This window comes from Nocardia sp. NPDC058058 (assembly GCF_042885355.1).
In the GTDB taxonomy this organism is placed as follows: domain Bacteria; phylum Actinomycetota; class Actinomycetes; order Mycobacteriales; family Mycobacteriaceae; genus Nocardia.
On sequence record NZ_JBHVSA010000002.1, the window covers coordinates 846,388 to 868,510 of the forward strand.

At 66.6% G+C, this 22,123-nt stretch carries 20 protein-coding genes; 12 read left to right on the forward strand and 8 right to left on the reverse strand.

The genetic code is table 11. From position 1 onward, the window contains the following. Positions 1 to 5: 5 nt before the first annotated feature. The 8 genes from ACFVUS_RS18565 to ACFVUS_RS18600 all read left to right on the forward strand — a co-directional run bounded on the left by ACFVUS_RS18565 (position 6) and on the right by ACFVUS_RS18600 (position 8,566). Positions 6 to 884, forward strand: a complete 879-nt coding sequence (locus ACFVUS_RS18565) for a CoA-transferase (RefSeq protein WP_364637826.1) — start codon at positions 6 to 8, stop codon at positions 882 to 884. Continuing rightward, positions 884 to 1,642, forward strand: a complete 759-nt coding sequence (locus ACFVUS_RS18570) for a CoA-transferase subunit beta (protein ID WP_387767359.1) — start codon at positions 884 to 886, stop codon at positions 1,640 to 1,642. Before ACFVUS_RS18565 ends, ACFVUS_RS18570 begins: the two co-directional genes overlap by 1 nt. Further along, complete coding sequence (locus ACFVUS_RS18575; RefSeq protein WP_387767362.1) at positions 1,639 to 2,724, forward strand: NAD(P)H-dependent flavin oxidoreductase; 1,086 nt, start codon at positions 1,639 to 1,641, stop codon at positions 2,722 to 2,724. Before ACFVUS_RS18570 ends, ACFVUS_RS18575 begins: the two co-directional genes overlap by 4 nt. Before the next feature lie 237 nt (positions 2,725 to 2,961). Continuing rightward, on the forward strand, positions 2,962 to 3,825 hold the full coding sequence (locus tag ACFVUS_RS18580; protein ID WP_387767365.1) for a metallophosphoesterase: 864 nt from the start codon (positions 2,962 to 2,964) through the stop codon (positions 3,823 to 3,825). Positions 3,826 to 3,944: 119 nt separating this feature from the next. Further along, positions 3,945 to 4,934 (forward strand): cation diffusion facilitator family transporter, encoded by a 990-nt coding sequence (locus ACFVUS_RS18585; protein WP_387767368.1) that lies wholly within the window; start codon positions 3,945 to 3,947, stop codon positions 4,932 to 4,934. A 55-nt stretch (positions 4,935 to 4,989) separates the two neighbouring features. Then, complete coding sequence (locus ACFVUS_RS18590) at positions 4,990 to 5,973, forward strand: cytochrome c oxidase assembly protein (protein WP_387767371.1); 984 nt, start codon at positions 4,990 to 4,992, stop codon at positions 5,971 to 5,973. A 97-nt stretch (positions 5,974 to 6,070) separates the two neighbouring features. After that, positions 6,071 to 7,120, forward strand: a complete 1,050-nt coding sequence (locus ACFVUS_RS18595; protein ID WP_387767374.1) for a hypothetical protein — start codon at positions 6,071 to 6,073, stop codon at positions 7,118 to 7,120. Positions 7,121 to 7,135: 15 nt separating this feature from the next. Beyond that, positions 7,136 to 8,566: an FtsW/RodA/SpoVE family cell cycle protein gene (locus ACFVUS_RS18600; RefSeq protein WP_387767377.1), complete on the forward strand. Its 1,431-nt coding sequence runs from the start codon at positions 7,136 to 7,138 to the stop codon at positions 8,564 to 8,566. A 1-nt stretch (position 8,567) separates the two neighbouring features. On the opposite strand, the gene ACFVUS_RS18605 is transcribed toward ACFVUS_RS18600, so the two are convergent. Then, positions 8,568 to 9,935, reverse strand: coding sequence for a uracil-xanthine permease family protein (locus ACFVUS_RS18605; protein ID WP_387767380.1), 1,368 nt, complete (start codon positions 9,933 to 9,935; stop codon positions 8,568 to 8,570). Positions 9,936 to 10,041: 106 nt separating this feature from the next. Further along, positions 10,042 to 10,644, reverse strand: coding sequence for a YbaB/EbfC family nucleoid-associated protein (locus tag ACFVUS_RS18610; protein WP_387767383.1), 603 nt, complete (start codon positions 10,642 to 10,644; stop codon positions 10,042 to 10,044). A gap of 81 nt (positions 10,645 to 10,725) precedes the next feature. Between ACFVUS_RS18610 and ACFVUS_RS18615 the strand changes: the two genes are divergently transcribed. After that, entirely contained in the window at positions 10,726 to 11,586 is an 861-nt protein-coding gene (locus ACFVUS_RS18615; protein ID WP_387767388.1) for a putative PEP-binding protein, read from the forward strand. Here the strand turns inward: ACFVUS_RS18615 and ACFVUS_RS18620 are convergent. The 6 genes from ACFVUS_RS18620 to ACFVUS_RS18645 form a co-directional block, all read right to left on the reverse strand. Further along, complete coding sequence (locus tag ACFVUS_RS18620; protein ID WP_387767391.1) at positions 11,576 to 13,405, reverse strand: multicopper oxidase family protein; 1,830 nt, start codon at positions 13,403 to 13,405, stop codon at positions 11,576 to 11,578. The genes ACFVUS_RS18615 and ACFVUS_RS18620 overlap by 11 nt on opposite strands. A 144-nt stretch (positions 13,406 to 13,549) precedes the next feature. Further along, a complete protein-coding gene (locus ACFVUS_RS18625) occupies positions 13,550 to 14,701 on the reverse strand; it encodes an acetyl-CoA C-acetyltransferase (protein ID WP_387769973.1) in 1,152 nt (383 codons plus the stop codon). A gap of 96 nt (positions 14,702 to 14,797) precedes the next feature. Further along, positions 14,798 to 15,406 (reverse strand): TetR/AcrR family transcriptional regulator, encoded by a 609-nt coding sequence (locus ACFVUS_RS18630; protein WP_375962493.1) that lies wholly within the window; start codon positions 15,404 to 15,406, stop codon positions 14,798 to 14,800. A gap of 44 nt (positions 15,407 to 15,450) precedes the next feature. After that, on the reverse strand, positions 15,451 to 16,140 hold the full coding sequence (locus ACFVUS_RS18635) for a hypothetical protein (RefSeq protein WP_387767394.1): 690 nt from the start codon (positions 16,138 to 16,140) through the stop codon (positions 15,451 to 15,453). Between the two features lie 306 nt (positions 16,141 to 16,446). Beyond that, positions 16,447 to 17,241, reverse strand: a complete 795-nt coding sequence (locus ACFVUS_RS18640; protein WP_364637800.1) for an SDR family oxidoreductase — start codon at positions 17,239 to 17,241, stop codon at positions 16,447 to 16,449. Then, entirely contained in the window at positions 17,238 to 18,458 is a 1,221-nt protein-coding gene (locus ACFVUS_RS18645) for an acyl-CoA dehydrogenase family protein (RefSeq protein ID WP_387769976.1), read from the reverse strand. The genes ACFVUS_RS18640 and ACFVUS_RS18645 overlap by 4 nt, the downstream gene beginning before the upstream one ends. Positions 18,459 to 18,528: 70 nt before the next feature. Between ACFVUS_RS18645 and ACFVUS_RS18650 the strand changes: the two genes are divergently transcribed. The 3 genes from ACFVUS_RS18650 to ACFVUS_RS18660 are packed head-to-tail and all read left to right on the forward strand — an operon-like array spanning position 18,529 to position 22,115. After that, a complete protein-coding gene (locus tag ACFVUS_RS18650) occupies positions 18,529 to 20,076 on the forward strand; it encodes a FadD3 family acyl-CoA ligase (RefSeq protein ID WP_387767397.1) in 1,548 nt (515 codons plus the stop codon). Continuing rightward, positions 20,073 to 20,984 (forward strand): enoyl-CoA hydratase, encoded by a 912-nt coding sequence (locus tag ACFVUS_RS18655; protein ID WP_387767400.1) that lies wholly within the window; start codon positions 20,073 to 20,075, stop codon positions 20,982 to 20,984. The genes ACFVUS_RS18650 and ACFVUS_RS18655 overlap by 4 nt, the downstream gene beginning before the upstream one ends. Then, the gene (locus ACFVUS_RS18660) at positions 20,985 to 22,115 is read left to right on the forward strand and encodes an acyl-CoA dehydrogenase family protein (protein WP_387767403.1); all 1,131 of its coding nucleotides are present in this window, start codon (positions 20,985 to 20,987) and stop codon (positions 22,113 to 22,115) included. Positions 22,116 to 22,123 lie beyond the last annotated feature (8 nt).

Here is a 22,123-nt window from a genome sequence, read left to right on the forward strand (position 1 = left end):
AACCCATGCGCGACAAGAGGATGAGCCTCGACGAAGTTGTCGGCGAACTCCGCAGCGGTATGACCATCGGCATCGGCGGCTGGGGCTCCCGGCGCAAGCCGCTGGCCTTCGTGCGTGCGATTCTGCGTTCGGACATAACGGATTTGACGGTCGTCACCTACGGCGGACCGGATCTGGGCCTGCTGTGCTCGGCCGGAAAGGTCCGAAAGGCGTACTACGGCTTCGTATCCCTGGACTCCGCGCCGTTCTACGATCCGTGGTTCGCCAAGGCGCGCACCGGTGGCGAGATCACCGTGCGCGAGATGGACGAGGGCATGGTCAAGTGCGGCTTGCAGGCCGCCGCGGCGCGTCTGCCGTTCCTGCCGATTCGCGCCGGACTGGGTTCGGCCGTGGTCGACTTCTGGGAGGGCGAGCTGAAGACCGTGCAGTCCCCCTACGCCGATGCCGACGGCCGCAGCGAAACCCTCATCGCCATGCCCGCTTTGAACCTGGATGCCTCTTTCGTGCACCTGGATCTGGGCGATAAGCACGGCAATGCCGCGTACACCGGCGTCGACCCGTACTTCGACGATCTGTACTCCCTCGCGGCCGAGCGCCGCTACCTGTCGGTGGATCGCCTCGTCGAGACCGATGAACTGGTGAAAGCCGTTCCGCAGCAGTCGATCATCCTCAATCGCATGATGGTCGACGGTGTGGTCGAGGCCCCCGGTGGCGCGCACTTCACCTTCTCCGGCAGCTACGGCCGCGATGAGAAGTTCCAGCGGCACTATGTCGAGGCCGCCAAGACGCCCGAATCGTGGGCGGAGTTCAAGGCGACCTACCTGGATGTGTCCGAGGACGAATACCAGGCCGCCGTCCGTGCTTTCGCCGAGGAGCAGAAGTAATGACCGACACCACCACGATCACTCGGGCCGAGATCTGCGTCGTCGCCTCCGCCGAAATCTTCCGCGGCGCGGGCGAGATCATGGCCAGCCCGATGTCCACCGTCACCACCATCGGCGCGCGGCTGGCGCGGCTCACCTTCGAGCCGGATCTGCTGCTGTCCGACGGTGAGGCGCTGTTCTTCGCCGAGGTTCCGCCGATCGGCGGCAAGGCCCCGATCGAGGGCTGGATTCCGTTCTCCAAGGTCTTCGACGTCGTCGCCTCCGGCCGTCGCCATGTGGTGATGGGCGCGAACCAGATCGACAAGCACGGCAATCAGAACCTGTCGGCTTTCGGTCCGCTGCAACAGCCTTCGCGGCAGATGTTCGGTGTGCGCGGTGCACCGGGCAACACCATCAACCACGCCACCAGCTACTTCGTGCCCAAGCACAATAAGCGGGTGTTCGTGGACGCCGTCGATATCGTCTCCGGAATCGGTTACGACAAGATCGATCCCGAGAATCCGGCCTACCGGTTCCACCACCTGCACCGCGTGGTCTCGAACCTCGGCGTCTTCGACTTCAACGGCCCGGATCACACCCTGCGCGCGCTCTCGCTGCACCCCGGCGTCACCGCCGATGAGGTCGCCGAGAACACCTCGTTCGAGATCGCGGGTCTGGCCGAGGCGGGCGAAACCCGCCTGCCCACCGAGGAAGAGCTGCGGATCATTCGAACCGTGCTGGACCCCAAAGGCTTCCGCGAGAAGGAAGTGACGGCATGACCGCTCGGTTGAAGACGCCGCTGACCGAGTTGGTCGGCATCGAGCATCCGATCGTGCAGACCGGTATGGGCTGGGTCGCCGGACCGAGCCTGGTCTCGGCCACCGCCAATGCGGGCGGGCTGGGCATTCTGGCCTCGGCCACCATGACCTTCGAAGAACTCGAAGTGGCCATCGCCAAGACCAAATCGCAGACCGACAAGCCGTTCGGCGTGAACATCCGCGCCGATGGCTTCGATGCCGCCGAACGCTGCGAACTGATGATCCGCGAGGGCGTGAAGGTCGCCTCCTTCGCGCTCGCGCCCAAGAAGGAACTCATCGCGCGGCTCAAAGACAATGGCGTGGTGGTGGTTCCGTCCATCGGCGCGGCCAAGCACGCGGTGAAGGTCGCCTCCTGGGGCGCGGACGCGGTGATCGTGCAGGGCGGTGAGGGCGGTGGCCACACCGGCTCGGTCGCGACCACGCTGCTGCTGCCGTCCGTCCTGGACGCCGTCGACATTCCGGTCATCGCCGGTGGCGGCTTCTTCGACGGTCGCGGTCTGGCCGCCGCGCTCTCGTACGGTGCGGCCGGTGTCGCCATGGGCACCCGCTTCCTGCTCACCCAGGAGAGCAGCGTGCCCGAGGCGGTCAAGCGCGAGTACCTGACCCGCGGCCTCCAGGACACGGTCGTTTCCACGAAGGTGGACGGCATGCCGCACCGCGTGCTCAATACCGAACTGGTGCAGAAGCTGGAGCACTCCGGCAAGGCGCGCGGTTTCGCCGCAGCCGCGTCGAACGCGTTGAAGTTCAAGGGCATGACCGGCATGAAATGGTCGACCATCGTCAAAGACGGTCTCGCCATGCGCAAGCACAAGGACCTCACCTGGTCCCAGGTGATCATGGCCGCCAATACGCCGATGCTGCTCAAAGCCGGTCTGGTGGAAGGCAACACCCACGCCGGTGTGCTGGCCTCCGGTCAGGTGGCGGGCATCATCGAGGACCTGCCCACGGTCCAGGAACTGATCGACCGCATCGTCGCCGACGCGATCACCCGCATCGACGCGCTCGCCGCCTTCCGCGTCACCGAGGCGGAAACCTCCGCCTGATCACCGTTCCCCCACCAGCGCCGCGGCCTGTCAGCCGCGGCGCCGCATACTGCGCGGCCCGACACGATCGGCCGCGCACCTCACGGATCCGATCGACCTCGGATCCGTAGCGCGGTTTACCCACCGCGCGCACGGGCCGTCCCTGGAACCTCTCGCCCAGGGGCGGCCCTGTTGCGTCCGGGCGGCGCGCGGGGAAATGGGAGTGCCGGATGGGGGGTGGGCTGGGACTATGGGGCGATGGGGAATGTCCTGATTGTCGGTGATTTGCATGGGAACACGGCGCATGCGCTGACTGTCGTGCGGATGGCGGTGGAGTTGGGGTGCTCGAAGGTGTTCGGGGTCGGGGATTTCGGAGCCTGGGAGCATATGCCGTCGGGGCGGCGGTATTTCGATGTGGTGAACAAGGCGGCCAAGCGGGCGGGGGTGACCGTCTACTTCCTGGACGGGAATCACGACAAGTCGTCGCTGGTGCTGGAGCTGTACGGGGATCGGCGCGATGAGGACGGTTTTCTGGTGTGCCGCAAGCATGTGCGGTACGCGCCCCGGGGGCATAGATGGGTGTGGGAGGACACCGTTTTCGCGGCGTTCGGCGGGGCCCGGTCCACCGATAAGGGGTGGCGGCTGGCCCGGGAGGGCCGCAAGGAGGAGCAGGCGGCCAAACGGCGGGCCTACGGGTCGAGCAGGCGGCCGCTGACGGCCGGATCGCTCTGGTTCCCGGAAGAGGAGATGACCGACGATGAGTTGGAATCGCTTCTCGCCGAACATGATTCAACCGTGGACGTACTGCTGACGCACGATAAGCCGCGAGCCACGCAACCGAAGTTCAATCGCAAGAACAAGCCGGAATGCTTTCCCAATCAGGACCGGATTCAGCGGGTGGTGGAGCGATTGCGGCCCGCCGTGCTCTTCCATGGACATCTGCACTATCGGTACACCGAGATCATTCCGGCGGGGCCGGAGCAGCTGACCCGGGTCGAGGGATTGGCCGCCGATCCGGAGGCCTCGCGGCATCCCGCGTACACGCCGGACGATTCCTGGAGTGTGCTGCGCCTGCCGCACACCGCCGCCGCGGCACTGCCCGAATCCGCCGCCGCCGGGTAACCCTGGTCACCGAATACACCTGATGACGGCGGGTATCGCCGAAGTTGGAGATCGTTAATCTTGCATACATAGTGATGCGTGCATATGATCGCCTGCGGTCAGGATGAAGGGAGATCGACATGGGTGCAGGGCACAACCACGGGCATGAGCACGGCCATTCCCACGGCGCCGGACATACGCACGGAGCGACCGCGGACAGCGATAAACGCTGGCTCGCCGGCGCGCTCGCACTGATCGTCGCCTATATGGCCGGTGAGGTCGTGGTCGGCGTGATCTCCGGATCGCTGGCCCTGCTCTCGGACGCGGCGCACATGCTGACCGATGCCGCCGCGATCGTGCTGGCGCTCTGGGCAATTCAACTCGCCGCCCGGCCCGCCGCCGGGCGCATGACCTTCGGCTGGAAACGGGTCGAGATCCTGTCCGCCATGGCCAACGGCGCGACGCTGCTGGTGCTGGCGGCCTGGCTCACCTTCGAGGCGATTCGGCGACTGCTGGATCCGCCCGAGGTCACCGGCGGATTGGTGCTCGTCACCGCGCTCATCGGTGTGGTGGTGAATCTGATCGCCACGGTCATGATCAGCCGGGCCAATCGCACCAGCCTGAATGTCGAAGGCGCGTTCCAGCACCTGCTCACCGACCTCTACGGTTTCATCGCCACCGCCATCGCGGGCGCGATCATCATGTTCACCGGCTGGGTGCAGGCCGACGTCATCGCCACCCTGATCGTGGTCGTGCTCATGGTGAAGGCCGGTATCAGCCTGGTCCGCGCCTCCAGCCGCATCTTCCTCGAGGCCGCACCGGAGAACCTGGACCCCACCGTGATCGGCGCGGCCATGGCCGGACGCGATCACGTGGTCGAGGTGCACGACCTGCACATCTGGGAGATCACCTCGGGCTCCCCCGCGCTGTCCGCGCACGTCCTGGTGGAACCCGGCCACGACTGCCACGCCGTCCGCGAGGACCTCGCCCACTTCCTGTCGCACGAGTACCACATCGACCACGCCACCCTCCAGGTCGACCACGCCCAGTCGGGTCTGCTCACCCTGGGCCGCGATACCGAATCGCACTGCGAACAGTCACACGGCGAAACCCACAAGACCCTGCGCTGAGCCGTCCCGGGGCACCGGGGTGGTGTGATTTCCGAGCAAGCGGATACTGGCGATCGTGCTTGGTATCGAAACGCCGCTGACCGTGAGTTCACTGCTGACGGCTTGGCGGTGGGATACCTCGACGGTGGTGATCACCGCGGTCATCGGGGCCGGGTATCTGCTGGCTTGGATGGCGGCACGGCGTAAAGGCGCGGAGCTTCCGGTTCGGGGGCGGGCCATCTGTTTCGGTGTCGTCGGGCTCGCGCTGTGGCTGTACACCGGGGTCGGCGCGCTCGGGGTGTACTCGGACACCCTGTTCTGGGTGCGGGCGTTGCAGACCCTGCTGCTGCTCTATCTGGTGGCATTCGGTTTGGCGGCGGGGACGCCGTTGACGGTGCTGCGCGGCGCGCTCGGGGACACCGGGCGAGCGCGAATGGATCGAATCCTGAACAGCCGCTTGGTGACCGGGCTGACGTTTCCGCTGGTCCCGTCGGCCGCGATGCTGTTGACGCCGTGGCTGCTGTACTTCTCCCCCTGGTACGAGGCGGTGCTGCGGAACGGCGTGCTCGACGCGGTGACGCGAATCGCCTTGGTGGGCATCGGGTTCCTGTATTTCTATTCGCGCCTACAGGCGGACCCGGTGCCGCGCCGGTACTCGCAGGCGGTATCGCTGCTGATCACGGTGGTCGAATCGCTCGCGGACGGCATTCTCGGCATCGTGGTGTGGCTGGGTCCGATTCTCGCGGCCGGTTATTACGCGGAGGTCGGCCGCACCTGGGGGCCGAGTCAACGCATGGATCAGACCGCGGGCGCGGGCATTCTGTGGCTGCTCGGCGATGTGCTCGGCATCCCGTTCGCGCTCATGCTCATGCGGGCCTGGTCCGATGACGAGAAACGCAAGGCCGACCAGGTCGACGCCGAACTCGATGCGGTCGCCGCACAGGCCGAAGCACCCGCGAACCGCACCGATGCACCCGGGCAACCGGCGGACGCACCGCCGAGCACCGGCCTGTGGTGGGAGAACGATCCGCAATTGAGTCAGCGGTTCCGCCGACGCTGAACGCACAACCGCGTTCTGTGCCATCGTTGTTCGGGTGTTCGGCACGCGGGTGACAAGAATACGATGGCGTCCCGAGGCAGGCCGGTTGGTGACCGTCATGGCCGTCTGCTTCGGCGTGACGGTGGTGATCACCCGGCTGTATCTGATGGCGGCGGGCTATCCGAAGATCGGTGGCAGCACCTATCACATCGCGCACGCGCTGTTCGGCGGGTTGCTGCTGGTGATCGCCTGCCTGATGCTGCTGCTCACCTCCTCGAGATCGTCCCTGACCACCGCGGCTGCGCTGGCGGGCGTCGGGCTGGGACTGTTCATCGACGAGGTCGGCAAGTTCATCACCACCGACAACAACTACTTCTTCCCGCTCGCCGCGCCCATCATCTACCTGGCGTTTCTGCTGATCACCGCGGTGGCCCTGTTCGCCGCGCGGCACCGCCATCGCCCGCCGCTGCTCGTACTCGGCGAGGTGACGGTGGCGATCGGCCAGCTCACCGGCGGCCGGATGAGCCCCGATGAGCGCACCACCCTGCTCACCGAGCTGAAGTCCGTGGACCGCACCGGTTTCAGCCCCGATCTGTGCAAGCTCGCGGACGCGCTGACCAGCTATCTGAACACCGCGCATCCGGACACCCGGCCCGAACCACAGATTCGCCGCGAGGCCAGGCTGGAATGGCTGGAACGCCATCTGCTGCCGCTACCGCTGCTCCGCATCGTCTTGATCGTCGTGCTGCTCGGCCACGCGGTGTGGACGCTGGTGCACCTGGTGCTCGCGGTCGTCATCATCTCCGGCCGCCATATGCCGTGGACCGAACTCGATCATCTGCTGGACGTTTCGCAGCATCGCGGCTGGAAGTCGCTGTCCGGCCTGGGTATTGCCGCGGTGGCCGAAATACTGGTCGGTGTCGGCTGCGCGGTGGGCGCGGTGCTGTGGCTGCGCGGACGCGAGGAACTCGGTGTGCGCCTGGGCATCTGGTCCAGTGTCATCTCGCTGACCGTGGTCAATGTAATGGCCAGTTATTTCAGTCAGTTCCTGACCGTTTTCACCGCGCTGGCCGAGGCACTGCTGCTCTGGTTGCTCATCCGCTACCGCACCCGCGCCGGAGTCGGCGCGGACGCCGCCCGGAACGACCTACTCGCTGCGCGCACCTGACCGACCGCGTTACTGTTGGGCGTGAACAGGTTTCGGCAGAGTTCGCATGCGGCCGGCTCGCCCGGGCGTGCCTTCCGGGGCGCGGAAGCGGCGCTCTGCGCCGGTGCGGTAGCCATTACCGCACTCGCGGCATTGATCCTGTCGGCCTCGGCCGGAAGCGGCGCGACCACCATCAGCACGCTCGGCATCTTCGCCGGGCTCACCCTGGCAGCGCATCTGGCGGTGCGCCGTTGGGCGCCCAGCGCAGATCCGGTGCTGCTGCCCTGCGTGGTGCTGTTGAACGGGCTGGGCCTGGTGCTCATCGATCGGCTCGACCATGAGAATCCGCTGGAGAACGGTGCGCAATCCAGCGATGCCGCGCACCAATTGATCTGGACCGGAATCGGAATCGTGCTCTTCGCGGGGGTACTGCTGGTGGTGCGCGATCACACCCGGCCCGCCGAATACGGCTACACCTGCGGGCTCGCGGGCCTGGGCGCGCTGCTCATCCCGGCGCTGCTGCCCTCGCAGTACAGCGAGGTCAACGGCGGTAAGAGCTGGATTCTGCTGCACGGCTTCTCGATTCAGCCCGGTGAGTTCGCGAAGGTGCTGCTGCTGATCTTCGTGGCCTCGTTCCTGGTCGCGAATCGGGAGCTGTTCACCACGGCGGGGCATCAATTCCTGGGCATGACCTTCCCGCGACTGCGCGATCTGGGCCCGCTGCTGCTGGTGACGGCCATGTCACTGCTGGTGCTCATGTACGAGAAGAATCTGGGCTTCTCGCTGCTGGTGTTCGGGACCGTGCTGGCCATGATCTATATCGCCACCGATCGGGTGTCCTGGCTGGTCATCGGGTTCAGCATGTTCGCGGTGGGCGCGACCATCGCGTATATGGCGTTCCCGCACGTGCGGGTGCGCGTGGAGGTGTGGCAGGACCCGTTCGCCACGTATTACACCTCCGGATATCAGATTTCGCAGGCGCTGTTCGGCATGGCGACCGGCGGACTGCTCGGCACCGGGATCGGGGCGGGGCGGCCGCAGGAGGTGCCGTTCGCCAAGACCGACTTCATCATCTCGACCATCGGCGAGGAACTCGGGCTGATCGGATTGGCCGCGGTCATCTCGGTTTTCGCGATCCTGACCGTGCGCGGTTTCGTGGCGGCGCTCGCCACGAGGGACGCGTTCGGCAAACTGCTCGGCGGCGGGCTGGCGTTCTCCATCGGCTGGCAGTTGTTCGTGGTGGTGGGCGGGGTGACCAAACTGATTCCGCTGACCGGTCTGACCACGCCGTTCATGTCGTATGGCGGATCGTCGCTGCTGGCGAACTACATCATCGTGGCGCTACTGATCCGGATCTCGCATGATGCGCGCACGGCTCCGCCGCCGCCCGCGCCCCGGCCCGCGGTGGCGATCGCCGAGGCGCAGACCCAGCATGTGTCGCGACGGTGGCTGGGTAAGGCGCAGTGAGTTATTCGTCGTAGGACGAGGTGCCCTCGTCCAATAGCGGCTCCTGCTTGTAATGCGCGGGGGCGAGCAGGCGCAGCACGTGATACCCGGTGATCACCACGAGCGTGCCCAGGGCGATGCCGCTGAGCGTGAAGGTATCGGTGAATTTCATGCTCACATTGCCGATGCCGATGATGAGACCGGCGGCCGCGGGCACCAGATTGAGCGGATTGCGAAGATCCACACCGGCATTGGTCCAGATCTGTGCGCCCAGCAGGCCGATCATGCCGTACAGGATGACGGTGATGCCGCCCAGCACACCGCCCGGAATGGCCGCGACCACCGCACCGAATTTCGGGCACAGGCCGAACAGCAGCGCGAAACCGGCAGCGGCCCAATAGGCGGCGGTCGAGTAAACGCGGGTGGCGGCCATGACGCCGATATTCTCCGAATAGGTGGTGTTGGGCGGTCCGCCGACCGCGGTGGACAGCATCGAGGCCGCACCGTCGGCGGCGATGGCGGTACCCAGCTTGTCGTCCAAGTTATCGCCGGTCATCTCGCCGACGGCCTTCACATGCCCGGCGTTCTCCGCGACCAGCGCGATCATCACGGGTAGCGCGACCAGCACGGCCGACCATTCGAACGAGGGCGCGTGCAGCTGCGGCAGGCCGATCCAATCCGCGTGCGCGACACCGGATAGGTCCAGTCGCCAGTGATCGGTGACCGCGCCGGTGCCGTCGGCGGAGTGGATCTTGCCGAACACCCGGTCCAGCAGCCAGGAGAAGACGTAGCCGAACACCAGGCCCAGGAAAATCGCGATGCGCGAGAAGAATCCGCGCAGCGCCACCACCGCGAGCCCGGTGAACAGCATGACCAGCAGCGCCGTCCACTGATCCTGCGGCCAGTAGGTGGACGCGGTCACCGGCGCGAGATTGAAACCGATGAGCATGACCACCGCGCCGGTGACCACCGGCGGCATGGCCGCGTGAATGATGCGCGCCCCGAACCGCTGCACCGCCAGACCGATGAGAAACAGCACCGCGCCGACCGCGAGGCAGGCCCCGGTAACCGTCGCGCTATCGCCGCCCTGCGCCCGAATGACCGCCGCCACACCCACGAACGACAGCGAGCATCCGAGATAACTCGGCACCCGCCCCTTGGTGGCCAGCAGGAAGATCGCCGTGGCCACCCCGGACATCATGATCGCGAGATTCGGGTCCAGCCCCATCAGGATCGGGGCCACGAAACTGGCCCCGAACATGGCGACCACATGCTGTGCGCCCAGCCCCAAGGTCCGCGGCCAGGACAAACGCTCATCGGGCCGGACCACCGCACCCGGCGCGGGCGTGCGCCCGTCCCCGTGCACGCGCCAGCGGACACCCAAATCCATGAACAGCCCGCTTTCTACCGAGGCCGGAAACCAATTCGGGCAAATAGTAATCCGAGCAAATCCCCAGCTGACACCACACGCGCCCGCGCGCGGTCCCACCGCAGCCCTATCTCAGCCCGTATCGCCGCGCCACCGCCCGGGGCAGGGCGTAGGGATTGGCATCCGGCCGCTCATCCACCGGACGGTCGCCCCGGCCGCCCCCGGCCGCTGAGTCGTCCTGCCTGCGCGCCGAGTCGAGGTCGGGGCCGCCATTGCGCGCGAAGGTGCCGGCCCCCGCTGCACCCGGATCGGACCACGCCCACGCACTGCCGCGGTTCCCTTGCCCGTCAGCCCCTTTCAATGCGCCGGGCGGCAAGTACCCGACGGCTTCGGGACTCACTCCCGCCGACTCAGCACAACCGGCAGCGACGGGCGGCGCGGCCTGGAGGATTCGGCGCAGCAGGGCGGCTACGGCCGGATCGTGGATCAGTTCGCCACGCTGTTCGGCCGCCTGCGCCAACGCTTTCCGGTGCGCTAGATCGTGCGTGGCCGAAATGGCTTGGGCCAGGGCTTGATCGGCTAGGCGCAGGGCGGTGATGCGGCCGTCGGCGGTGACCTCGATGCGCACATCCGGTGTGGATGCGGTGGCGCGGATGAGTTCGACGGACTGTTGTACGCGCCGGGCCTTGCGCGCTATCTCCTCGAAGCGGCCCTCCCCTGACCTGGACATGATCACCACGGTAGGCCGGGAAGGGGCGGTGCGCATCGGCTCGGCGAGCTTCGCACCCCAACACGCCGTAGGGTTTTTCGGATGCGAATCAGCGTGGCATTGAGTGGGGAGCGGCTGGACTCGCGGCTGACGGGGAAGTTCGCCGGGGTGGGTCTGGTGCGCGGGGAGTACGTGTTCCGGCGGGCGGGTCGGTATCCGGGGATGGAATCGGTGCGCGAGCTGTTGACTCCGTATCTGCGCGAGGTGGTGGATCAAGCTGCGGGACAACCGGTTTGGTATCGGTTCACCGAGGTCACCACGATCGAGGCGAATGTGCTCGCGGGGGTGGAGGAGGTCGTCGACGATGAGACCTTCCCGCTGCTCGGCATGCGCGGCATCCGGCGGGCGCGGCGGTTTCCGGAGCACTTCCGCGCGGAGATCACCGGGGTGGCCGCGGCGGACGACGGTCTCGGGGTGCTGCTGCCCTTCGTGACCGATCCCGAAGAGGTGGAGTGGGCGGTGGCGGAGATCCGCGAACGCGCGGCCGGGTTGCGCATCGGCTCCATGATCGAAACCCCTTCGGCGCTATTGCAATTGGATCGCCTCATCGACGCGGGCGTACAGCACGCGCTGATCGGGGTGAACGATCTGTCCTCGCTCGTCGACGCCCGGCTGCGCGCCCGGGGCGTAGCACCCACCGGCGGCCTGATGTCCGCGATCACATTGGCACGCAAGGTAACCGAGCGGCGCGGCGTGGAACTGTCGGTGGCCGGATACCTTTCGGCCGAGCTGATCGACGCCTGCCGCGCGGCCGGTGTCGACGAATGCGTGGTGCACTATCACGATCTGCCGCGCCTGTTCGGCGCGGAATGGTCCGACCTGCCCGAGCTCGAATTGCTCACGGAGATAAAGGCGAAGACGCAGCGCGATATCGCCGAGCGGCGGCGCACCGTCACGGCATGACGCGAATGCGCTGCATCATGTCGTGATCGGCGTGGTCGAGATTGTGGCAGTGCCAGACATAGCCGCGAATCTCGGCGGCATCCGAAACATGGTCCATGCCGGTCATTTCCATGGGCGCGATGGCTTCGGCCCCGGGCGGGACGGTCAGCGCGACGTCCGGGTCGAAGCCCAGTTCATCCACCGCGGGCCAGTGCACCAGCACCCTGGTGATGGTGTCGGTGGGGCATTCGACGGTGTCCTTCCAGCCGAATTCCCAAGGCGGCGGCCCCTGTTGCGGTCCGATGGCGTAGGCATCGGCCGATGGGGCCCATCGGGTGCCGAACGCGGGCGGCAGATTGGCGAACCAGTAGGCCGAGGTCAGGATGGGCTGGCGGCCGATCACCCGCATCCGCGCCAGATGCAGGTGGATGGGATGGTCGAACGGTGTCGTATTGACGATGTCCCACTGTTCGACCGCCCCCGCCATGGCCGTATCGACATCGTCGCTCAGGAACGCGAGATTATTGAGCGACATCAGGGTCGGGAACACCGCCGCCGCCCGCGCATCGTCATTGAGCCCGATGAGGGTCACCGTGCGGACGGATTCCGGTGGCCCCGGCGGCGGCAGCGGATCGGGCAGCCCCACACCGCCGCGCAGTCGCGCCGGGATCGCGGCGGCCGGCCCGGCACCGTCCGCGGCGAACCGCATGATGGGCTTCAGCTCCGGCACCATGAAAACGGTGTTGCCCAAGTCATTTCGGGCGGTATTGATCAGGTCGACGGTCGCCCCGTCACCGAAGGCACTGAAATCGACCAGCAGATCCACCCGCTCCCCCGGGCTCACCCGAACGGACGGTGTCGGCACGGGCGCGTCCAGCAGCCCCAGATCCGTGCCGATCACCCAGCACGGCATGCCGTTGGAGAATTCGAAAATGTATGGGCGCGAATTGGATCCGTTCAACAGCCGGAATCGATACAGCGTGCGCCGCACCCGAAGCCGCGGCCACGCCATTCCGTTCACGCAGGCCACATCCCCGACCTGCCCGGATTGATTGAACCCCTGCGGAATATAGGTGCCGACCATGGGTTGCAGACTGCCGTCGGCATTGAAGGTCCGGTCCTGCACGATCAGCGGCAGCTCGAACTCACCGCTGGGCAACCCGAGCGGATTGTCCGCGCGACCGGTATCGAATTCGTCCCGCAGGTAATACATTCCGGCCAGTCCGGCCTGAATGTTCAATCGCGTGATGCCCATCGCGTGATCGTGGTACCAGAGTGTGGCGGCCTCTTGCCGATTCGCGTAGCTGAAGGTGGGTCCGCCGCCATTGCGCCAGGCGATGAGCGGATGCCCGTCGTCATCGGGCGCGTTCGCCCCGCCGTGCAGATGTACGGTGAATCGCGGATCGGTGCGATCCAGCTCGGTGACCCCGTGCATGGTCAGATCCACATGCGGGGCAAGCACATGGGTGCCGAGTTCATTGCGGAACGCGATGCGCGCCAACCGATCCCGTCGGGCCTCCAGATTCGGCCCGAGCACCTCCCGCCCGAAACCCCAACTGCGCGTTTCCGGTAGATCCCGGTGGTACCGATGAATTCCGGAGACGGCCGCCAATTCCCCTGCGGCCGCTCGCGTCTCGGGTATCGGCAGCTCGTCCACGAACGGTTGCAACACGGGCGAGTGATAGTTGAGCGGTGTGAAAACCGGTGCGGGCAACGGTGGAATCGGAACGGGCGGCGGTGGCAGCGGCGACGGCGCGGCCGCCGCCTTCGCCATCAGGCCGAAACCCACCGCACCGAGAGTCCCGAGTAGGAACCCCCGTCTCGGCAGGTTCTCGTTCATATCCGCGCCGATCCGCCCGGCCCGGCGGGTGCGCCGGGCTCGTTCTTCGACTATCCCGATTCTCCGGTGTGAATCCTCGAGAATGCCGCGTCCGCATCGCTTTCGTTACGCAACAGGACTATCGATCGAGCCCGGGCGGATGTGTCAGCTCAGGCGTTCGATGATGGTGACATTGGCGGTGCCGCCACCCTCGCAGATGGTGAGCAGGCCGTAGCGCCCGTTCACCCGCTCCAGCTCATTGAGCAGCGAGGCGAACAGTTTCGCGCCGGTCGCGCCGAGCGGATGCCCAAGGGCGATCGCGCCGCCGTTGACATTGACCTTGTCCGGGTTGGCGCCGGTCTCCTTGATCCAGGCCAGCACCACCGAGGCGAACGCCTCGTTGATCTCGATGACGTCCATATCGTCGATGGTCAGGCCGGTCTTCTCCAGCGCCCACTTGGTGGCCGGGATCGGCGCGGTGAGCATGTAGATCGGATCGGCTCCGCGCGCGCTGACATGGTGGATGCGGGCGCGCGGGGTGAGCCCGTACTCCTGCACCGCCCAATCCGAGGCGAGCAGGGTGGCGGCCGCGCCGTCGGAGATCTGGCTGGCGAGCGCGGCGGTGACGCGGCTGCCCTCGGCGAGCGGCTTGAGCCCGGCCATCTTCTCCATGGTGGTCTCGCGCGGGCACTCGTCGATCCAGAAATCGCCGACCGGCACGATCTCGCGATCGAAGCGGCCGTCGACGATGGCCTTGCGGGCGCGCTCATTGCTGCGCAGCGCCCACTCCTCCATGTCCACCCGGGAGATGTCCCACTTCTCGGCGATCATGTGCGCCGAATTGAACTGCGACACTTCACCGGTGCCGTAGCGGTGATCCCAGCCCTGCGCGCCCACGAACGGGGATTCGAAGCCGTAGGCCTGGCCCGCGAGCATGGCCGCCGAGATCGGGATGGCGCTCATATTCTGAATGCCGCCCGCCACAATGATTTCCGACGTGCCGGACATGATGGCCTGCGCGCCGAAGGTGATGGCCTGCTGCGAGGAACCGCACTGCCGGTCCACGGTCACACCGGGCACCGATTCGGGGTAACCCGCCGCCAACCATGAAGTGCGAGCGATATTTCCGGCCTGCGGGCCGACGGTGTCGCAGCAGCCGAACACCACATCGTCCACGGCCACCGGATCGAGATCGGTGCGGCCCATCAGTCCGCGCAGCGCCGCCGCACCCAGATCGGCCGGGTGCACGGCGGCGAGCGAACCGCCCCGCTTGCCCACCGGGGTACGCACGGAATCGATCACATACGCCTCACGCATGGGCGAATACTGGCGGCGGGACGGTGCTGACATGATCTGCTCCTACTGCTGACTGCGGGCTGTGCTGTGGCTCGGGGAAAGCCTGTGGCGGTGGGACTACCGCGCGTCGGGGCTGGTGAGCCCGTCGAGCACGATGGTCAGGTATTGCTTGGCGAGGTTGTCGACGGTGATCCGGCCGCCGGGCTGGTACCAGCGCACCGAGACCCATACGGTGTCGCGCAGGAACCGGTAGGCCAGTTCGATATCCATTTCCGGGCGGAAACTGCCGTCGGCAACGCCATTGGTGAGTACCTGGTACCAGAGTTCGCGGAACTCGCGGTTGTACTCGTCGATATATTCGAATCGTGGTGTGCCGCTGAGTCGTTTGGCCTCGGCCTGGTAAATGGCGACGGCGGCGTGCCACTGGTCGAACGATTCGTAGGACGCGATCACCAGGGCTTCGAGGGTGTCGCGCGCGCTCAGGCCGGAACCGACGATCTCGCGGTAGCGGCCGAAGAGGTCGTCGAGGAACCCGCGCAGAATTTCGTCCACCATCGCTTCTTTGGAATCGAAGTGGTGGTAGAGACTCCCGGATAGAATCCCCGCGGCGTCGGCGATATCGCGAACCGTGGTGGCGCGCAGACCTCGTTCGGCGAACAGGCTGGCCGCCAGGCCGAGCAACTCGCTACGACGTGCCGACTTCGAAGGCTCCTGGGGTGGGGTCACGATCCCCAATATACAACCAAGCATTTGCTTGGTCGAGTCCGGGTTTATCTCACGGAGTATCGCAGCGGCGAGGAGACCGACAGGTCGGCCAATAATCGGTCGCAGATGATTATCGGGGAGATTCCGGCGCGGGCCATGCGGGCTACGAGGGCCAATCTTCGTTCGGGGCTGTCCCATTCGACGGTGAGGGGTTCGAGGCCCGGACCCGCGTCCACAGTTGCCATGACGCGGGCCGGTATGTCGTCGTGGGCGGGTTCCTCGGTGATTTTCAGGACCATGCCGCGTTGCCAGGCGCGGTATGTCTCCATATCCGCGTGTTCGACGAGTTTGTCGGTGGCGGCGCACAGGCCCTTGGCTATGCCGTCGGCGAAGGTGGTGCGGTCGTAGTGCACGCGGCCGCAGGTGCGCACCACCTCGAGTAGGTCGGAGCGCACTTCGCGCAGGAGCTCGGTCTGTTTTCGGCGGTGTTGTTCGGCCTCGGACAGCGGATGCCAGGATTCGCGGGCCAGGCCGATGCGGCGGGCTCGCTCCCGATCGCGGATCAGGTCCCGGCGCAGGGCGGCTCGTGGATCCCGCAGGATCTCGCCCTCGTCGACGGCATGCTGTTCGAGTATCTGCGCCGCGCGCATGGCGGTGGCGCGTTCGGAATCGTGGTCGAGTAATTCCGCGCCCAGGGTGAGCGCGGCCATAACCACATTGTCGAGTCGGCGGCGCGCGAGAACCACCTCGCGCACCAACTCGAGTTCCTCGGGATTGGGTTCTTCTGTGGCTTGTTGTTGTCGGCGATCCGGACCCATGGGTCGCGCCCTTCGACTATGCGGAACCGGCCTAAACCAGGATTGCACAACGACACCATCTGCGCCCCAGCCATTTTGCGCCGCCGATAATTCGGGCAGCGTTCAGACCCCGAAAAACGCACCGGCGCGCCCATACCTGGGCGCGCCGGGGAGAAATACCGCAACCGGGTGACACGGCTTTCCACATCACCCCGGATATCCGAATTGGTTGCGTTCAACCGAAATCGGAAGCACCGCGCCTAATCAGGCACGCTGGCTGGAAATGGAAACCACTTCACCCGTCAGGTAGGTGGTGTAATCGCTGGCCAGCATGGCGATGGTGGCGGCCACCTCCCACGGCTCCGCCGCGCGGCCGAAGGCCTCACCGGCGGCCAGGCGATCGAGCAGATCACCCGAGGTGACCTTGTCCAGGAACGCGTGCCGGGCGATGCTCGGCGCGACGGCATTGATGCGCACGCCGTATTCGGCGGCCTCGACGGCCGAGCAGCGGGTCAGCGCCATCACGCCCGCCTTGGCGGCGGCGTAGTGCGCCTGCCCGTGCTGGGCGCGCCAGCCGAGCACGCTGGCGTTGTTCACGATGACGCCGCCGTGGCCCGCTTCGCGGAAGTACTTGAGCGCGGCCCGAGTAGCGCGGAACGTGCCGTTCAGGGTGATGTCGATGACCTTGTCCCACTGCTCGTCGGTCATATCGACGACGGGGGTCTCACCACCTAGTCCGGCATTGTTGACCATCACGTCGATGCGCCCGAACGCGGCGACCGCACCGGTGATGAGCTGATCGACCTGTTCGGTCGAGCTGACATCGCAGGGCACGGAAGCGACTCGGCGGTCCGGGAATTCGGCCTGGAGCGCTTCCTCGGTCTCCTTCAGGCGACGCTCGTGCCAGTCGGAGACCACGACGTCCGCGCCCTCGGACAGCAGGCGGCGCGCAGTGGCCGAACCGATGCCGGTTCCGGCGGCGGCGGTCACGACCGCGACCTTCCCGGCCAGCAGGTTGTGGCCCGGGGTGATTTCAGGAGCGATGGACAGGTCGGTCACGGACGAGCCTCTCGGGGAAGTCCGAGCACACGCTCGGAGATGATGTTGCGCTGCACCTCGTTCGAACCGCCGTAAATGGTGTCCGCGCGAGTGAAGAGGAAGAGCCGCTGCCAGGCATTGAGGTCATCGCCCTCGGCATCGGCGATCAGGCCGGGCGCACCGAGTACGTCCATGGCGAGCTCACCGAGATCGCGATGCCAGTTGGCCCACAGCAGTTTGGTCACCGAGGCCGATCCGGCGGCGGTGCGGGCATCGACGGTCGCGCCGTCGTGACCCGACTCCAGGGTGCGCAGCACGTGCGCGCGCAGCACCCGCAGTCCGACCCACGCCCTGTCGAAACGGTCTGCGATGACGGCGTTTTCGAGTGCGCCGTTCTTACGGGCGACGGCCTCGAGGTCGGCGAGTTCGCGGGCGTACCGGATCTGCTGACCGACCGTGGAGATGCCGCGCTCGAAGGTGAGCGTGCCCATGGCGACCTTCCAGCCGTCGCCGGGCGCGCCCACCACCAGATCGGCGGCGGTGCGGGCATTGTCGAAGTAGACCTCGTTGAATTCCGCGGTCCCGGTGAGCTGGATGATCGGTCGCACCTCGACGCCGGGCTGCTTCATCGGCACCAGGAGGTAGGACAGGCCGTGATGGCGGGTCGAACCCTTCTCGGTGCGCGCGACCACGAAGCACCAGTCGGACAGGTGCGCGAGCGAGGTCCACACCTTCTGTCCGGTGATGGACCATTCGTCGCCGTCCAGGTACGCCGAGGTGCTCACCGCGGCGAGATCGGAGCCCGCGCCGGGTTCGGAGTAGCCCTGGCACCAGAGTTCGGTGACATTGCGAATACCGGGCAGGAAGCGGCGCTTCTGCTCCTCGGTGCCGAAGGCCAGCACGGTCGGGCCGAGCAGTTCCTCACCCAGGTGCGAGACGCGGCTGGGTGCGTCCGCTTTGGCGTATTCCTCGTGGAAGATGACCTGCTGCGCGAGGGTGGCGTCGCGGCCGCCCCATTCCTTGGGCCAGCCCAGGCAGGTCAGTCCGGCGGCGGCGAGGGCGCGGTCCCATTCGAGACGCTCCTCGAAAGCCTCGTGCTCGCGCCCGGGACCACCCAGACCGCGCAGTTCGCGGAACTGTCCGTTCAGGTTCTCGGCCAGCCATTCCCGCACTTCGGTGCGGAATGCGGCGTCCTCGCGGGAGGTGTTCCCACTGGCCGGTTCGGGGGTCTGGATCATGCTCACCTCCGTAGAGTAACCTACCAAGCACTTGCTTTGTTAGACCCATTCCCGGACGCTCGGAGACGCCGTGACATCCCCACCGCAGACCACTCCGCTCGCGCTGCACGCCGCCGCGAACGCACACGGTTCCGCACCCGCCGTGTCCGACGGTGCCGTGCGATTGAGCTGGGCACAACTGCTCGACTCGGTCCGTGAGACCGCGCGCGTACTGATCGCACGCGGTGTGCAGCGCGGCGACAAGATCGGCATCTGGGCTCCGAACACGCATCACTGGGTGACCGCGGTGCTGGCCACCCACTATGTGGGCGCGGTGATCGTGCCGCTGAACACGCGGTACGTGGCCGATGAGGCCGCCGATGTGCTCGGCCGGGTGGAGGCCAAGGCGCTGTTCATCGTGGGTACCTTCCTGGGTCGCGACCGGCTCGCCGAACTGCGCGCGGACGCACCGGAATTGGCCATCGAGACCGTCATAGTCATTCCCGCTGAGCGGGAAGAGACCGTCGAGAACGCCATCGCCTGGTCCGAACTGCCGAAGCTGGCCGAGGCGGTCAGCCTCGAGGACGCCATCGCGCGCGCGGAATCGATTCGGGCGGAGGATCTTTCGGACATCCTGTTCACCTCCGGCACCACCGGGCGCAGCAAGGGCGTGCTGATCTCGCACGGTAAGGCGCTCACCAGCGCCCGGGCCTGGGCCGACTGCGCCACCCTGAACAGCGCGGACAACTACCTCGTGGTGCCGCCGTTCTTCCACAGCTTCGGTTACAAGGCGGGCATTCTCGCCGCGCTGGTCACCGGCGCGCACATCATTCCGCAGGCCACCTTCGATGTGCCCGAGACCATGCGGTTGATCCACGATGAGCGGATCAGCGTGCTGACCGGGCCGCCGACCATCTTCCAGACCATTCTCGAGCATCCGGCGCGCGCCGATGCGGAGCTGTCCACGCTGCGGGTCGCGGTCACCGGCGCGGCCACCGTGCCGGTCGTGCTCATCGAGCGGATGCGCGATGAACTGCGTTTCGATGTGGTGCTGACCGCGTACGGGCAGACCGAATCCGGCGGCTTCGGCCTCATGTGCCGTCCGGAGGATTCGGCCGAGACCATCGCCAATACCTGCGGTCGCGCCATCGACGGCTTCGAGGTCAACCTCGCCGACAATGGCGAACTGCTGCTGCGCAGTTCGCAGATCATGGTCGGCTACCTCGATGACGCGCAGGCCACCGCGGACACCATCGACCGGGACGGCTGGCTGCACACCGGCGATGTCGCGGTGATCGACGAGCGCGGCTACGTGAAGATCACCGACCGGCTCAAGGACATGTACATCTCCGGCGGCTTCAATGTGTATCCCGCCGAGGTGGAGCAGGCCATGGCGCGGTTGAACGGGGTCGCCGAGACCGCGGTCATCGGTGTGCCGGACGAGCGCATGGGCGAGGTCGGCAAGGTCTATGTGGTGCGCAAGCCCGGGGCCGAGCTGAGCGTCGAAGACGTACTGGCGCATGCCAGGACGCTGCTCGCCAATTTCAAGGTTCCGCGGTTCGTCGAGTTCCGCGATCAGCTGCCCTACAGCGCCGCGGGCAAGGTCCTCAAGCGGCAACTACGTGAGGAGAAGGCGTGAGCGCCCACGACAGTGTTGATCCGGGGCCCATTCCCGATGAGGGCGAGGTCGTCCTCTACGAGAAGCGGGGGCCGGTCGCGGTCGTCACGCTGAATCGACCGGACTACCGCAACGCGCAGAACTCGGTCATGACCTACGCGCTCGATGCCGCCTTCGTGCGCGCGGTCGAGGACGCCGAGGTCAAGGTGATCGTATTGGCCGGGGCCGGAAAGCATTTCAGCGCCGGACACGATATCGGCACGCCGGGGCGCGATCACCACATCAAGTACGAGAACCAGGCCGCGCTGTGGTGGGACCACACCGACCGGCCCGGCGGCGATCAGCGGTTCGCCCGCGAGTCCGAGGTCTACCTGGGTATGTGCCGGCGCTGGCGGGAGATCCCCAAGCCGACCATCGCCATGGTGCAGGGCGCGTGCATCGCGGGTGCGCTGATGCTGGCCTGGTCATGCGACATGATCGTCGCCTCGGAGGACGCGTTCTTCTCCGATCCGGTGGTGCGCATGGGTATTCCGGGTGTCGAGTACTTCGCGCATCCGTGGGTGCTCGGCCCGCGCCGGGCCAAGGAGATCCTGTTCACCGGCGACCGCTTCACCGCCGCACAGGCTTACGAGTGGGGCATGGTGAATCGCGTTGTGGCGCGCGAGGATCTGGAGACCGAGACCTTCGCGCTGGCCGAGAAGATCTCGGCCATGCCGCAATTCGGGCTGGCGCTGACCAAGAAGGCCGTCAACCAGTGCGAGGACCTGATGGGTATGCGCGCGGGCATGGATTCGGTGTTCGGGCTGCATCACTTCGCGCACGCACACAATGCCGAGGTCGGCGCGGACTCACTCGGCGGGATGAACGCCAAGTCCATGAAGGCCACCGCCACAACCACAGATGCCGCAGAGAAGAACGGGGCGAAGTAAGTGGATCTCGAATTCGACGCCAAGACAGAGGTATTCCGCGCCGAGGTGCGGGAGTTCCTGGCCGCCAACGTGCCCGCGACGCCACTGCCGTCGATGGACACCAAGGAGGGCTTCGAGGCGCACCGGGCGTGGGAGGCCAAGCTGGCGCAGGCCCGGTTGTCCTGTGTCGCCTGGCCCGCCGAATACGGCGGCCGGGACGCGTCGCTGACCGAATGGGTGGTCTTCGAGGAGGAGTACTACGCCTCCGGAGCACCCGGCCGCGTTTCGCAGAACGGCATCTTCCTGCTCGCGCCGACGCTGTTCGAGCACGGTTCGCCGGAGCAGCTGGCCCGAATCCTGCCGAGAATGGCTCGCGCGGATGACATCTGGGCGCAGGCCTGGTCGGAGCCGGAGGCCGGTAGCGATCTGGCGGGCATCCGCTCCAGTGCCAAGCGCACCGAGGGCGGCTGGATTCTCAACGGCCAGAAGACCTGGAGTTCGCGGGCCTCGTTCGCGGACTGGGGATTCGGGTTGTTCCGCTCCGATCCGGAAGCGCAGCGGCACAAGGGACTCACCTATCTGATGTTCCCGCTGACCGCCGAAGGCATTACGGTGCGGCCGATTCCGCAGCTGGACGGCGAGCCCGGGTTCGCGGAGATCTTCCTCGACAATGTGTTCGTGCCGGACGCCGATGTGATCGGTGAGGCCAATAACGGCTGGAAGGTCGCCATGGCGACCTCCAGCAATGAGCGCGGGCTGTCACTGCGCTCCCCCGGCCGGTTCAATGCCACCGCAGATAAGCTGATCGACCTGTGGCGCACCGTCGCCGACGAATCCGATACCGCCCTGCGCGATCAGGTCGTCGACGCCTGGGTCGGCGCGGAGGCGTACCGCCTGAACACCTGGGCCACCGTCACCCGGCTCGCCGACGGCGGTCAGCTGGGCGCGGAATCCTCGGTGAACAAGGTCTTCTGGTCCGACCTCGATATCGCCATGCACGAGACCGCATTGGAACTGCACGGCGCGGCCGCCGAACAGGAATCGGCCTGGACCGACGGGTTCCTGTTCTCGCTGGCGGGCCCGATCTACGCCGGTACCAACGAGATCCAGCGCAATATCATCGCCGAACGCCTGCTCGGGCTGCCGCGCTAGTCACCCGG

What these genes read in the sequence shown, in the direction of transcription:
- ACFVUS_RS18565 (WP_364637826.1), top strand. Translation starts at nt 6, where the DNA reads ATGCGCGACAAGAGGATGAGCCTCGACGAAGTTGTCGGCGAACTCCGC.
- ACFVUS_RS18570 (WP_387767359.1), top strand. Translation starts at nt 884, where the DNA reads ATGACCGACACCACCACGATCACTCGGGCCGAGATCTGCGTCGTCGCC.
- ACFVUS_RS18575 (WP_387767362.1), top strand. Translation starts at nt 1,639, where the DNA reads ATGACCGCTCGGTTGAAGACGCCGCTGACCGAGTTGGTCGGCATCGAG.
- ACFVUS_RS18580 (WP_387767365.1), top strand. Translation starts at nt 2,962, where the DNA reads ATGGGGAATGTCCTGATTGTCGGTGATTTGCATGGGAACACGGCGCAT.
- ACFVUS_RS18585 (WP_387767368.1), top strand. Translation starts at nt 3,945, where the DNA reads ATGGGTGCAGGGCACAACCACGGGCATGAGCACGGCCATTCCCACGGC.
- ACFVUS_RS18595 (WP_387767374.1), top strand. Translation starts at nt 6,071, where the DNA reads ATGGCCGTCTGCTTCGGCGTGACGGTGGTGATCACCCGGCTGTATCTG.
- ACFVUS_RS18605 (WP_387767380.1), bottom strand. Translation starts at nt 9,935, where the DNA reads ATGGATTTGGGTGTCCGCTGGCGCGTGCACGGGGACGGGCGCACGCCC.
- ACFVUS_RS18610 (WP_387767383.1), bottom strand. Translation starts at nt 10,644, where the DNA reads ATGTCCAGGTCAGGGGAGGGCCGCTTCGAGGAGATAGCGCGCAAGGCC.
- ACFVUS_RS18615 (WP_387767388.1), top strand. Translation starts at nt 10,726, where the DNA reads ATGCGAATCAGCGTGGCATTGAGTGGGGAGCGGCTGGACTCGCGGCTG.
- ACFVUS_RS18620 (WP_387767391.1), bottom strand. Translation starts at nt 13,405, where the DNA reads ATGAACGAGAACCTGCCGAGACGGGGGTTCCTACTCGGGACTCTCGGT.
- ACFVUS_RS18625 (WP_387769973.1), bottom strand. Translation starts at nt 14,701, where the DNA reads ATGCGTGAGGCGTATGTGATCGATTCCGTGCGTACCCCGGTGGGCAAG.
- ACFVUS_RS18645 (WP_387769976.1), bottom strand. Translation starts at nt 18,458, where the DNA reads ATGATCCAGACCCCCGAACCGGCCAGTGGGAACACCTCCCGCGAGGAC.